General features: G+C 43.9%; 13 protein-coding genes and 1 tRNA gene. 1 reads left to right on the forward strand and 13 read right to left on the reverse strand.

The window, feature by feature from the left end:
- Window positions 1-617: 617 nt before the first annotated feature.
- The 10 genes from ELS82_RS07765 to ELS82_RS07810 all read right to left on the reverse strand — a co-directional run bounded on the left by ELS82_RS07765 (window position 618) and on the right by ELS82_RS07810 (window position 9,152).
- Window positions 618-1,874, reverse strand: coding sequence for a cyclic di-GMP phosphodiesterase (locus tag ELS82_RS07765; protein WP_134834996.1), 1,257 nt, complete (start codon window positions 1,872-1,874; stop codon window positions 618-620).
- Window positions 1,875-1,976: 102 nt separating this feature from the next.
- Entirely contained in the window at window positions 1,977-2,384 is a 408-nt protein-coding gene (locus tag ELS82_RS07770; protein WP_134834997.1) for a VOC family protein, read from the reverse strand.
- Between the two features lie 68 nt (window positions 2,385-2,452).
- Window positions 2,453-3,451, reverse strand: a complete 999-nt coding sequence (locus ELS82_RS07775) for a LacI family DNA-binding transcriptional regulator (protein ID WP_134834998.1) — start codon at window positions 3,449-3,451, stop codon at window positions 2,453-2,455.
- Window positions 3,452-3,547: 96 nt separating this feature from the next.
- Window positions 3,548-4,279: a chitin disaccharide deacetylase gene (gene chbG, locus ELS82_RS07780; RefSeq protein WP_134834999.1), complete on the reverse strand. Its 732-nt coding sequence runs from the start codon at window positions 4,277-4,279 to the stop codon at window positions 3,548-3,550.
- Between the two features lie 15 nt (window positions 4,280-4,294).
- Entirely contained in the window at window positions 4,295-5,617 is a 1,323-nt protein-coding gene (locus ELS82_RS07785; RefSeq protein ID WP_134835000.1) for a 6-phospho-beta-glucosidase, read from the reverse strand.
- A gap of 2 nt (window positions 5,618-5,619) precedes the next feature.
- On the reverse strand, window positions 5,620-5,934 hold the full coding sequence (locus tag ELS82_RS07790) for a PTS lactose/cellobiose transporter subunit IIA (RefSeq protein ID WP_134835001.1): 315 nt from the start codon (window positions 5,932-5,934) through the stop codon (window positions 5,620-5,622).
- 49 nt (window positions 5,935-5,983) lie between these two features.
- Window positions 5,984-7,318 carry a PTS sugar transporter subunit IIC gene (locus tag ELS82_RS07795; protein WP_167489261.1) on the reverse strand — a complete coding sequence of 445 codons (1,335 nt, stop codon included), beginning with the start codon at window positions 7,316-7,318 and terminating at the stop codon, window positions 5,984-5,986.
- 91 nt (window positions 7,319-7,409) lie between these two features.
- Entirely contained in the window at window positions 7,410-7,712 is a 303-nt protein-coding gene (locus tag ELS82_RS07800; RefSeq protein ID WP_134835003.1) for a PTS sugar transporter subunit IIB, read from the reverse strand.
- A 245-nt stretch (window positions 7,713-7,957) separates the two neighbouring features.
- The gene (locus ELS82_RS07805) at window positions 7,958-8,653 is read right to left on the reverse strand and encodes a VC0807 family protein (RefSeq protein ID WP_053441870.1); all 696 of its coding nucleotides are present in this window, start codon (window positions 8,651-8,653) and stop codon (window positions 7,958-7,960) included.
- A 414-nt stretch (window positions 8,654-9,067) separates the two neighbouring features.
- Window positions 9,068-9,152: transfer RNA gene (locus tag ELS82_RS07810), tRNA-Leu, on the reverse strand.
- Window positions 9,153-9,347: 195 nt separating this feature from the next.
- On the opposite strand from ELS82_RS07810, the gene ELS82_RS07815 reads away from it, so the two are divergent.
- Window positions 9,348-9,824 (forward strand): RDD family protein, encoded by a 477-nt coding sequence (locus ELS82_RS07815; protein WP_134835004.1) that lies wholly within the window; start codon window positions 9,348-9,350, stop codon window positions 9,822-9,824.
- A gap of 73 nt (window positions 9,825-9,897) precedes the next feature.
- Here the strand turns inward: ELS82_RS07815 and luxS are convergent, their stop codons facing one another.
- From luxS to gshA, 3 genes are read right to left on the reverse strand one after another with little or no spacing between them, the layout of a single operon-like run.
- A complete protein-coding gene (gene luxS / locus ELS82_RS07820; protein ID WP_134835005.1) occupies window positions 9,898-10,416 on the reverse strand; it encodes an S-ribosylhomocysteine lyase in 519 nt (172 codons plus the stop codon).
- A gap of 24 nt (window positions 10,417-10,440) precedes the next feature.
- The gene (locus ELS82_RS07825) at window positions 10,441-11,040 is read right to left on the reverse strand and encodes a transglycosylase SLT domain-containing protein (RefSeq protein WP_134835006.1); all 600 of its coding nucleotides are present in this window, start codon (window positions 11,038-11,040) and stop codon (window positions 10,441-10,443) included.
- Window positions 11,041-11,047: 7 nt separating this feature from the next.
- Window positions 11,048-12,616 carry a glutamate--cysteine ligase gene (gene gshA / locus ELS82_RS07830; RefSeq protein ID WP_134835007.1) on the reverse strand — a complete coding sequence of 523 codons (1,569 nt, stop codon included), beginning with the start codon at window positions 12,614-12,616 and terminating at the stop codon, window positions 11,048-11,050.
- Between the last annotated feature and the right edge of the window lie 63 nt (window positions 12,617-12,679).

Here is a 12,679-nt window from a genome sequence, read left to right on the forward strand (position 1 = left end):
AGGCCTGCCGCCAGCGTTCAATCTGAGCCATGATCAAACTCTTCAATTTAAGATTTTGTTCGGCTCAATGAATACTGACTTCAAAACTACTGTGTAATTTTAAAGCTATTATCGTTCCAACAGAACGATAATGAATTGACTGTGCCAAGACTAAGTTTTCTTTTACAAAGAAAGCTAATCTCGTTTGGTCACTTCGTTTCATTGAAACCTAATTTGATACCGCTCTTTATTAAGAGAAATATCTAATTGGATTATCATCAACGAGTGCCCACACAGATTGATAGGTTTATATTGTTAAAGAGCGTTCTTCTTTGTGACTCACATCACTTCGGAAGAGGCAGCCATTCTAGCGTTTCATTCTCAAGTGTCAAACACTTTTTTGAATTTTTTATTTCAAACTTTTCAATTCGAAATTTAACTAGTTGGCTTTACTGATTCACCGCTGAAGCCTTGTGGCGTCTGCCGTGTCAGTGGAAGCGCATTATAGGGAGTTCCTTTTCGAAGGCAAGAGAAAAAATGCATTTTTTCAATAAAAAAGGCTTAAGTGAGCAAATGTCACTCAAAGCCTTATTTACACCCAACTTACCCCAACGTTACACACAATTATCTGTGGATAACTAGTCGTCAGAATCGAAGAAGTAAGAGATTCTTGAGCGGGGGTTTAGATATTCGCGCACTTTATCTGGCAATTTGTTAGGTAAGACTGCATTAACTATCTTTATTTCTCTCTCAGCCAAATCAATGATTGGAGCTTGAGTTCTTGGAACGGACGGATCATAGATAAGCACATTAGGGAAAAGAATGTTCTTGGCATTAACAGAGATAACTAAGCCAACCATATCATTCGACAGTTGAACTACGGTTCCCGGTGGGTAGATGCCCATGAACTTAATCAGCAGACTGAGGTTCTCATTATTATAAAGGTGTTTGCAGTTCTTATATAAATGAGAAAGTGCCACATAAGGGATCTTTTGTTCCGCTGGAATATTGCTATGGCAGAGGTTGTCATAGGCATTCGCTACCGCAACAATTTGAGTTAACGGTTCGATGGCGTCTTCTTTTAGCCCTTCCGGGTAACCCGAACCATCATTCAACTCATGGTGCTGAGCAATGACATTTCGCGCACTCTCTGGAAAGCTTTCCATATTAGCCGCAATCTCTAAACCATATTTAGTGTGCAGCTTTAGGTAGTTCTTCTCTGGTTCTGTCAGTACCGTCTGTTTACGTAATATCGCCGTCGGCACTTTGACTTTGCCCATATCATGAAATAATGAAGCAAATGCCACTTCTTTTATCTCTTGAGCATTAAGCTTTTTCGCCTTCGCGATCATCATCGCGACAACAGACACATTAAGTGAATGAAAGTAGATATCTTCAAATTCACTTTTACCATTCATCAAATGAAGGGTGACATTATCGTCACTCAATAACTTATCGACGATATCGTTAACTAATTGGCTCGCCTCATCAACAGCCTGCTCTGGGCGATTGCGAATCTTGTTCATGACCGCACGCATACGCGATAGTGAACGTTCAAACTCTTTTTCACAGTTAATAACTCTGCGACGGTAGGCGCTCAGCTTTTCAATTCGGTCTTGCTTCTCTTTCCAAAGCTTCTTTGCTTCTAACTCAGTGGCGTCTGGCTTCTCACTAACAGGTTCATCACTTTGAGATGAAGGAGGCAGTGGCTCTGTGTCGCTTTGATTTGGATTAATAAAGACATGCTTGATACCAAGGTGGCGGATCAAGCGGATAGTCTCTTCATCTTTAACTTTGAAACTATTAAATAAGAACGGGTGCTCATTCCACTTAACAGGTAGGCGAATGTGCAACCCTGGCTGTAATCTGTCTACGGTAATTTTTATACTTGCCACGATATATACAACTTATCAATCTTCAATCAATTTATAATTTTAGAGTAATGAGAATGCGAATTCACTCCCCATCTACTGTAATGAGAGATCAATAACGTAACACTATTTGACTAAATCACAGTGAAGCATCCAACGAATACCAAACTGATCCTCTACCTTACCAAAGCGCGCTCCCCAAAATGTATCTTCAAGAGGCATCATGATATGACCTCCTTCAAGGAGTTTGTCATATAACCTAGCTTGCTCATCGAGATCGTCCAATACAATGGATAGCGCTACGTTATTACCCGTCAATTCTTTCGCGACCATACCATCGGACAACATCAGCTTCATTCCAAACGCTTCAAACTCCGCATGCATAATCCATTGAGGGTCAGCACCTTCGATCACTTGCGGTGCATCTTTAAAGTATTGCTTAGTCACCACAACGCCACCAAAGCACTTATGGTAGAACTCTAGCGCCTCTTCACATCGACCAGCAAAAAATAGGTATGGGGTTAATTTATACATTATTTATCTCCTTGCTCTATATAAGAAGATAGACAACTTTTTGAAAAGGCGAGAGAAAACAGGAAAATTTATCTAATAACTTTGAGAGATTGGCGAATTTTGAGCTGTGGTTCAAATTGCGCATTTATCTCAATGTCAGATTTTGCAATCAAATGACTCAGCTTCAAAGCAGCAGTACGCGCCATATCGCTAATTGGAAAATGGACCGAGGTTACCGTCGGATAAAGATCAGCACAACGGTCAATACTGTCGAAACTGACGATTGAGATTTGGTTAGGCACTTCAACACCCGCTTCATGAAGGTATTGTAGCGCCCCTACCGTCATTTCCTCACTACAAGAAAAAATAGCAGTAACCTCAGGGGCGGCTTCTAAGATGCGTTGCGCCGCGATATAGCCACTCTGTCGCCCGTAATCTCCTTCTGCGCACCAAGCCTCTTTAACTACAATGTCAGCGTTATGCATCTCATCAAGATAGCCTTGCTTACGCCGTAAACTATTCTCACGATGAGAGGGGCCTGAAATACAAGCGATCTTGTTATGCCCGTTTTCTAATAGGTGTTTAACCGCAAGGCGGGCTGCTTTCGTGTGATCATAAGTTATGCTTCTTGATTCGAGGCCTGGGACATATCTATCAAGTAATACAAAGGGGGTCGGTGCTTGAGATAAAGTCATTAGCTCTTGATCAGAAAGATAACGACTATGAAGTACATAACCATCACAACATAAATCATTAAAACGCTGTATCGCTTCTTTTTCTCCATCCGCTGAGTGATGGCCTTGCGCTGTGATCAAAAACTTTTTATGTTGATCTAACTCGCTTTGAACTTGGTCCATCATAGCGCCAAAGAAACCACCAGTGTAGTAAGTCACAAGTAGACCAACCATATTAGTCGATGATGTTGCCAAAGAGCGAGCAATGGCACTCGGCCGATAGTCCAGTGCTTTCATCGCTTCTTCAACTTTAAGGCGCGTTTCTTCTTTGAACTTGCCTTCTCCGTTAATGATACGTGAGACAGTAGAGCGGTTAACTCCCGCAAGTTCAGCGACATCTTTTATTCTTGCCATAACATCCTGTACTTAGTGACGTAATAAAGAGACTGCCAGAATATAAGGATATGACTAAGGGGGTATTCTGGCAGTCGTAAAACATCATACACTCGGCTAATCAGAGCTAATAGTCAGAGCAGAGTAATCCGTGACTTTGATTGAATGTCTCGCTAGTAATACCGCTAGTTTGTCATCAGTCAGTATGTCGAGTTCTCGTTCTCTTTGCTTCGCGTAACCACTTCCGTTCATCAAAGCAGAATCCACAATTGCGGGGTGACACATCACTTCCACCACATCGTACTCAGATTTTAGTTCAGCTAAATGGTCAACTAACTTATCTAGCTTCACCCCTTGATCATAAAACTCGTCACTAAACTTATACCTTAGCCCTTGCTGGACTTGCCCTCTCAAAGGTATCTGGTATTTTGCAGCCACTTCGGTGACGACAGGTAAAAAGCTCGGATGGGTGTGAACATGATGGTGGCTATCTAAATGACTGAGGCTAAGCCCCGACTTAAGAAACGCTTCAACTTGAGCAATACACTCTTCATAGATGGCTTGCTCAGAATAAGATGTTTGCTTCCAAAACTGCTCATAACTAAAAAACTCACCTTGTTGATTACAAAATGATGAGTGGCCTGTGATGGGACGGCCTAACGTAAACCTTAAATGCAGACCGACTTTCAAAGACGGTACTTCTTTAGCTAGAGCGATGGCATCCTTTTCTGCGGCCATACCCACCAGCATCGTGGTCGACTTCACTACCCCGTTAAGATGGGATTGCACAATACCTTGGTTGACTCCCGGAGTTAGACCAAAGTCATCAGCATTAAAAATTACTTTCATCGCTCTAGCCGTTCCTTATGACAAATCCAGTTTAAACTGAGGTAAATACGGAGCGTTGTGCTCCAGTATTTCGTCCAATATCGATTTAGCGCGGCCAATATCTGGAACCAAAGGGTTATTCGATAGCGCCATTAGCGCATCGTCATAACTGCCATGAACCGCTGCTTCAATCGCCAATTGTTCATACGCTTTCACTTGCTGCAGCAAACCCGAGATTTTAGACGACAAGCGACCAACCGCTAAAGGTTTAGCCCCCCAACTTCCAATGACAGCGGTACATTCAATCACGGCATCGTCTGCTAAATGATGAATGGCGCCGTTGTTTGTTACATTCACCACATGCAGTGAGTTGCGATTATTATAAATCGCATCGACTAAATTTAATGAAGCATCAGAGTAATAAGCTCCCCCTCGCTCTTCCAGCTGTTGAGGTTTATGATCTAACTGCGGCTGTTGATAAAGCTTGAACAGTTCCGCTTCCGTTTGCATCACTTGTTCAGCACGAGTGCCTTGTTGCTCTGCACTCTGCTTTTCTTCCGCTAGCATTGCATCGGTTTGGTAAAAGTAGCGGTGGTATGGACAAGGAATCGCGCCCAGTGCATTGAGGAACGTAGGGTCCCACGGTTCCTCCCAGATATTTTTCATGCTGAAGTTAGCTCCATCACCAACTTTAGTCAGTACTTGCTGTGTAATATCTTGCCCCTTTAGCCAAGCTCTATGAACCCAAACTAAATGATTTAAACCTGCAAATTCAAGTTGCAACTCTTTCGGTTGGCACTCCATCATCTCAGCAATCATCATTTGCATTGAGACTGGAACATTACATAAGCCGATGCTCTTAACCTTGGTGTATTTATTGACAGCCTCAGTGACCAAACCTGCTGGGTTGGTGAAGTTAAGCATCCAAGCATCCGGTGAGAGCTCTTCAATATCCCTACAAATATCCAAAATTACCGGAATAGTCCTCAACGCTTTCGCAAAACCACCTGGCCCAGTGGTCTCTTGACCAATCACATCGTATTTCAGCGGAATTTTTTCATCACTGGCCCTCGCGGCTAATCCCCCGACTCGAAACTGAGTCATAACAAAATCGGCACCTTCGATTGCCGCACGTCGATCAAAATCAGCGATGACTTCAATATCCGCCTCAGCCTTGTTAATCATTCTTTTTGCAAGAGCAGCAATGATCTCCAACTTGTCAAAACCAGCCTCTATATCAACAAAGTGAATCTGTTTAACAGGTAATACATCTAACCTGTTCAAGACCCCTTCGACCAGTTCTGGAGTATAACTGCTACCACCACCAATAATGGCGAGTTTAATTGCATCCCTTGCCATAATTATCCCTGCCCTGAAAGTTGTTTATGTAACAAAACCATCTCTGTTGCCATTTCTTGCGCAAGAATGGTAGTCATCAGATGATCTTGGGCATGCACCATTACTAGCGTCATCGCTACTTTGCCTTCACCCTGATCTTGTTCAATTAACTGTGTCTGGATCAGGTGCGCTTTATTGAGGCACTCCTTCGCTTGTGACAATCGCTCTTCTGCGGCCTTAAAGTTCTTTTCTCTGGAAAGTCGCAGTGCTTCGTAACTTAGACTGCGCGCTTCACCTGCATTGCAGATAATTTCCATTACTACTAGTTCTTGGTCCATTTCCGTATCCTCTAGTTCGGGCTGTAGCAACACAGCCCGTTACTGCTATTTATGCTGCTACGCCTTCACCTGACACTGGTTGAGCTTTTTCATTCGCTTTCTCAGTTGGTTGCTCTTGTTCCATCACCTGCTTTTCAAACATCTTGAAGAATGGCAGGTAGATAAACAGGTCAAGAATGAGTAGTGCGATAACCAATAGCACCGGAGAGAGTGTCCAACCGCTACCCCATGAAGCACCGATAATCGCAGGCGTAGTCCAAGGCGTTGTCGCAACGCCCATTCCAACGAAACCTAGATGAACGGCAAAATACGCAATCGTCGCGTTCAAGATAGGCGCAAAGACAAACGGAATGAACAAGATAGGATTCATCACAATTGGGCTGCCAAAAATGACAGGTTCATTAATTTGGAAGAAGCCAGGCACAGCACTCATTCGGCCAATACTCTTCAAGTGGGCTGAGCGGCTAAATGACATCAGCATAACCAATGCTAGCGTTGCGCCTGAGCCACCAATAAAGATGTAGAAATCCCAGAACGGTTGCGTGAAAACATTCGGAATTGGCTGCCCAGCCACAAAGGCATCGATATTTGCGCCAATGTTGGTTAGGAAAATTGGCGAGAGCAGGCCTACGACAATCGCCGCACCATGAATACCAGCAAACCAAAGTAACTGACAAACCAGTAGTGCACCGATGATAGCTGGCAATGTGTTGGAAGCACTGATCAACGGTTTGAACATCGCCATTACCGCATCAGGGATGAGCATGTCATATTGGGTTTGGACAAATAAGCTAAGCGGATAAAGCGTTACGAAAATGGCCAAAACAGGCAGTAGCACTTCAAACGATCGCGCGATCGCAGGTGGCACTTGCTCAGGCATACGAATAGTGATGTTGTGCTTTTTCATAAAACGATACAGCTCAACAGAGAAGAATGCGCACATGACCGCGGTAAAGATCCCTGTTCCTCCCATATGAGCCATCGAGAGAGCCCCCTCTTTTGCCGGAGATGCCACCAGCAAAAAGCTCATCAATGACAATACCGCACTAGTGATGCCATCCATTTTGTACGCTTTCGCTAAACTGTAAGCAACGCCGAGCGAGACAAAAATCGTCATGATGCCCATCGACATATTGAAAGGCATCATAATGGTATCGAAGTTGGCGGTTGCAAAATCCAACCATGCTCGACCAAATACGTTCGTTGTCTCTTCTGCAAATGGAGGGAAAGCAAAGATCAAAATAAAACTACCAACAATGATAAACGGCATTGCAACAATAAAGCCGTCTCTCATTGCTCTTACATGAGGTTGATTACCCACTTTTGCTGCAAGTGGTGCGATATGCTTTTCGACGATTCCTATAATCGCATCATAAAGCTTCATAGATTCCATCCTTATTTTTTAGACAAAGGAGCCCCTACACCCAATTTCTTGGATGCATACTCTTTTATTTAAAATTGAATTGTTTAGTGAGTTAGATTAATTCGAGCGCTTGTTGAAGCACTTCTTCACCTTTCATCATTCCGTAGGCTTGCGGAGAAATCGCCGCGATATTCTTACCATGCTCACTGGCTGTCTTTTGTAACTCTTCCAATTGAAAACGCACTTGAGGGCCAAGCAAACAAACGTCGTACTCTTTAATCGCTTCATCAAACGCATTTACCGACATTGCATCGATTTTACATTCGAGCCCTTGTTGCTCAGCGGCTTGCTCCATCTTCTTCACTAACATGCTGGTAGACATCCCTGCACTACAACACAAAAGTATTTTCTTCATAACCTTGCTCCATGTGTTCAAATTTCAACCTACAAAAACTGTATCAAAATTAACCAACACAAAAAAGCGCAACCGGTTGCGTTGTGCGTGAACAAAATCTCATTTTATAAAGAAAACTAACTACATTTCATTTGTTGATAATTCTAATAAATACTTATAAGGGAGAAGAGTGCTGAGAACTCAGCAAAAAAAGACAAAGCCCAGCGCAAAATCGCTGGGCTTTGGAAATGAGACTTCACTTGGGGTTATTTGATATTGAATATCTGCTCTGTTTCAAGTGAAGTCATAGTGCGAACCTGACGCCATACGTAGTAGAAGATCCCCATCATCATCAACATGCTTGGAATCGCAATCGCTGGGTAACTATAAAGTGTCAGCTTACCTAGCTCTTCATTAAATGCAGCGGTACCGGCTGGGCTAGTCACAATCCATGTTGCAAGGAAGTAGTTCATCGCCGAAGAGAAAGCAAACGTACATGCGAACAAGTAATTCGACTTCATTAAGCAGCGCTCAAACGCCGCAGGGTTACCTGATTGCTCCAATCGTTCTTCGATCAATGACATATTGAGCAGTGTTGGCGTGAAGATCACCTTCTGCATAAATGGGTAACGAGTAAACGTAGATCCTAAAACCGCTAAGCCAATCAAACCAGGGATGAGCGCCTCTTTAACGGCTAACCACTGAGTGTCTAACTCAAGTAAGCCAATACCACCCGTTAATAACACGCTGACAAAACCCAGCGCGGCAATGAAGTTGAATCTCTTGTTGCGAATAAGCTCCATACCGCCGTAAGCCACAGGGAAGGCTAAAGCAACGATAAGAGCTAATGCGGTACCTAAGTGCTCTTCGCCACTGAACTTCATCAAAATGAAAGACGGTAGAAATACGTTGAAGAGGATCTCGAACAAGGGGTTCGACTTTTTGTTGGCCATATTACTCATAATTTCTCAGTTGAAAGCGTATCTATTAATTATACTCGGAGAGATTGTTCCTTGCTCAGCCTCAGATGTAAAGCCCTACGGTTTCACGCACTGTAAACTTATGTGACACAGCTTTGTTGCTCTGCGCTTAAATCACTCATTTTCACAACCCCTAAAACGACGAAAGGCCGCTAAAAATAGCGACCTTTCTATATGCGGTAGCGATAAGGCAAAACTGCCTATCCCCCAGAAACTACAAAGCCCATACCTCAGATACAACAAAGCCCCGACTTTCGTCGAGGCTTTATCGTTTAAATATGGTACCGGTAGGCGGGCTGATTGGACAGGCATTCCTGCCGTCACCGCGAAGGCAACGCTGCCTACCCCCCAGATACAACAAAGCCCCAACATTCGTTGAGGCTCTGTCTTTAAATATGGTACCGGTAGGCGGACTTGAACCGCCACGCCCGAAGGCAACGGATTTTGAATCCGTCGTGTATACCAATTTCACCATACCGGCATTATCTTGAGGCATTAGCCTGTCGATGTTTGGCATTATACGTATGCCGATGATTCGTGCAAGTGCAAAAGACTGAATTGCTTGCCGTTTGCCGATAAAATCGCCATAAATTGATAAGCTGTGCGCAAGCTCTCTTTTCAGATCTAAACTGAAGCTTTATTCTTTCGCCTTATTTTATTTTGGTAAGTGGGTTTTATGTCAACAACTGACACTTTGCCACCAGCAGGGCTATTTCGCCGTCTGGGAGCACTCTTTTATGATGGGCTAATTATCATCGCAGTCGAGATGATGGCGGCAGGTATCATTATTGCTATTCTGCATGCATTAATGGCAATGGGAATTTTTGATGTTGGCAGCTACGCTGATGTCAGCGACTTTCTAACTAACCACCCAATTTGGAGCCCGGTATACACGGCTTACTTAGCGTTTGTCTGGATCTACTTCTTTGTGTTCTTCTGGACTCGTGCGGGGCAAACACTCGGTATGCGTGCTTGGAAACTGCACCTACGCAGCAATGATGGAACGGCGGTTTCTGTTACTCAAGCACTGATTCGTATCGGCACTTCAGGCTTTGGTTTAGCAAACTTTACTGTACCGCTTGATCCTCACAAGCGTGGCTTCCACGATATTTGGGCTAAGACTCAAGTAGTGGTATTACCTAAAGCAAACTAGATACGTTCTAAAGTGATACAAAAAAGGAAGGCCAGTGCCTTCCTTTTTTTATTTCTATCAAGCTAATGTTCAATTAGTCGACTTTAAGCTCTTTTAGCATTGATTCAGGTAGGGCTAGATCATCGTTTTTATTAACCGAAATACCAGAATCAAGAATCGCTTTAGCAATTTGCTTCGCCTCATCAAGAGAGTGCATTGCCGCTGTACCACATTGGTACTCATTCAGCTCAGGGATCTTGTTTTGGCTTTCAACTTTCAATACGTCTTGCATTGCTGCTAACCAAGCATCGGCTACTTGCTGTTCTTGTGGGGTACCAATCAGGCTCATGTAGAAACCAGTACGACAGCCCATTGGCGAGATATCGATGATCTCAACACTCTCACCATTTAGGTGGTTACGCATAAAGCCAGCGTATAGGTGCTCTAGCGTATGGATGCCTTTCTCAGACAGAATGTCTTTATTTGGTGCAGTAAAACGCAGGTCAAATACCGTAATCGTATCGCCTTTCGGGGTGGTCATTGTTTTCGCTACACGTACAGCAGGTGCATTCATACGTGTGTGATCTACGGTAAAACTATCTAATAACGGCATTGTCCTTCTCCATGTTAACTGCTCTTAAAAGAACCAGCTTCGATTGTCTTCTAATTCTTGTCGGCACTGCTTAAGTTGCCAACCATAATCTTTTGCTTGCTGTTCAACGCGACGTGCGACTTTAATCAACGACGGTTTAGCTTGGTAACTTTTTCTTTTAAAACCACCACGTCCTTCGTGGTAAGCCAAATATTGATTGTAAGAATCCCACTTGGAAACACCGAGTTGCCTTTGCGTCTCATGGGTATACCAACCAATAAACATTAAGGCATCGGCGAAATCAGTTCGTGAGCCGCCATGTCCTGTCGCATCCTGAAAGTCATCCCATGCCGGGTCTTGCGCTTGCGCATATCCATAAGCGCTGCTGACACGCCCCCAAGGAATAAAGCCTAATAGGTAATCCTTGGGCGGCCTGGCATCGTGGCGATAGCTACTTTCCTGTTTGACAAAAGCCATCGCGACTTGAACGGGCGTGCCCCACTCCTCTTGCATATCAAGCGCATCGTCGTACCACCCCGGTTTCTCACGAAAGATTTCACATAGGTTGGACTGATTTTTCGGTGGAGCTGTCGCACAGCCACTCAAAACGATAGCACCAACGATAGGGAGCAAAAGCTTTTTCACGCTAAACCTACGCTTTCAAATATGCAAAGTAGTCAGTAAGAAACTCATCAAAGTTTAACTGGTCAGCATCTTCCACCTGCTGTTGAGCAATACGAGAACGTTCTACTTCCTGTTCCATTTCTTGCTCACTGTAGACTCGATACTGATGGTCTAAATGCTGGTTGCGATACTGCTTACCAAATACGCAACCCACTTTACCTAGACCACCATGCTGTTTGGTATCTGCCAATAGCTGGCCTGAAATAGTCAGCTCTGGATTATCAATCCACGACAGCAATTTAAAACATACTGCTTGGTATTCATCACTGCCATTTGCCGCATCCATTAGCTCTGCAATCTGCACCAGTTCGACGAAGACACGCTTAGCCCAGTCTTGTAGTGATAGCACTTCACCGCGGCAGCCAATTTGTAGCTCTAAACCAGGCTTGCGGCCTTCTGCAATGACTTTATTCCAGTTCTCACGCCAACATGCCTGTTCACAATAATCCATAGGTTCTGAATCAGTCAGTGCAGCCCAAGCTAAAAATAGGTCTAAGAAACGTACTTGGTCTTCATCAATACCAACCGAGCTGTATGGGTTGACGTCAAGTGAGCGAACTTCGATGTACTCCACACCACCGCGTGCTAACGCTTCTGATGGTTTTTCACCTGATTTAGCCACACGTTTAGGGCGAATAGGCGCGTACAATTCATTTTCAATCTGCAGTACATTGCTGTTTAGCTGACGATACTCACCATCAACTTTTACGCCGATCTCGGCAAATTCTTCAGATGGCGTACGGATAGCTGTGTTTAGGCCATCTAGATACTCATCTAAACTATTGAAACCAATCTTCAATGAGCTTTGTGCGCTGTTGGTATAGCCTAAATCACTCATACGTAATGAGGTCGCATTTGGTAAGAATAGAGTCCCACCAATTTTTTCAAACGGTAGCGTTGTCTCTCGCCCTTGAATGAACGACGAACACAGCGCAGGTGATGCACCAAAGAAGTACGGGATTAACCAGCCAAAACGGTAATAGTTTCGGATCAAGCCAAAGTAAGCTTCTGACTTACTGTCCTGACGCTGTTGTTCTGATTGCTCACCAAACAATTGGTCCCAAAACGTTTCTGGGAATGAGAAATTAAAATGAACGCCAGAAATAATCTGCATCAAACTACCGTAACGTCTTTTTAGACCTTCGCGGTATAGGGTTTTCATCTTGCCTGAATTTGACGAGCCATATTGCGCTAAGTTGATGTCATCTTCATCACCAACAAAACACGGCATCGAAAGCGGCCACATTTTCTCTTCACCTAACTTAGTCTGAGTGAAGTGATGAATATCTTCTAGCTGCGCTGTAAGCGTCGAGATGTCCGTCGAAACTGGCGTGATGAACTCCAATAGTGATTCAGAGAAGTCTGTCGTTATCCAGTTATTGGCATAAGCTGAACCCAGCTCACTTGGATGAGGGGTTGTAGCGAGGTGACCATCTTGTTGGTAGCGTAGCGTCTCGCGCTCGACACCACGTCCAAAACTCTTAAATACTTCTGGGTTTTGTGCAACTCGCTCAAGTCGCGCAGCAAATTCAGTCAAAATGAGGTTCGCTTATATCAATGGTTTGGTAGTGATACCAAACTGGCTATACAAAATTTTATA

It is taken from the genome of Vibrio ouci (genome assembly GCF_004551525.1).
GTDB lineage: Bacteria > Pseudomonadota > Gammaproteobacteria > Enterobacterales > Vibrionaceae > Vibrio > Vibrio ouci.

Excerpts from the sequence above, each read along its gene's own strand:
- ELS82_RS07770 (WP_134834997.1), bottom strand. The coding sequence starts at position 2,384 with ATGTATAAATTAACCCCATACCTATTTTTTGCTGGTCGATGTGAAGAG.
- ELS82_RS07775 (WP_134834998.1), bottom strand. The coding sequence starts at position 3,451 with ATGGCAAGAATAAAAGATGTCGCTGAACTTGCGGGAGTTAACCGCTCT.
- chbG (WP_134834999.1), bottom strand. The coding sequence starts at position 4,279 with ATGAAAGTAATTTTTAATGCTGATGACTTTGGTCTAACTCCGGGAGTC.
- ELS82_RS07785 (WP_134835000.1), bottom strand. The coding sequence starts at position 5,617 with ATGGCAAGGGATGCAATTAAACTCGCCATTATTGGTGGTGGTAGCAGT.
- ELS82_RS07790 (WP_134835001.1), bottom strand. The coding sequence starts at position 5,934 with ATGGACCAAGAACTAGTAGTAATGGAAATTATCTGCAATGCAGGTGAA.
- ELS82_RS07795 (WP_167489261.1), bottom strand. The coding sequence starts at position 7,318 with ATGAAGCTTTATGATGCGATTATAGGAATCGTCGAAAAGCATATCGCA.
- ELS82_RS07800 (WP_134835003.1), bottom strand. The coding sequence starts at position 7,712 with ATGAAGAAAATACTTTTGTGTTGTAGTGCAGGGATGTCTACCAGCATG.
- ELS82_RS07805 (WP_053441870.1), bottom strand. The coding sequence starts at position 8,653 with ATGAGTAATATGGCCAACAAAAAGTCGAACCCCTTGTTCGAGATCCTC.
- ELS82_RS07815 (WP_134835004.1), top strand. The coding sequence starts at position 9,348 with ATGTCAACAACTGACACTTTGCCACCAGCAGGGCTATTTCGCCGTCTG.
- luxS (WP_134835005.1), bottom strand. The coding sequence starts at position 10,416 with ATGCCGTTATTAGATAGTTTTACCGTAGATCACACACGTATGAATGCA.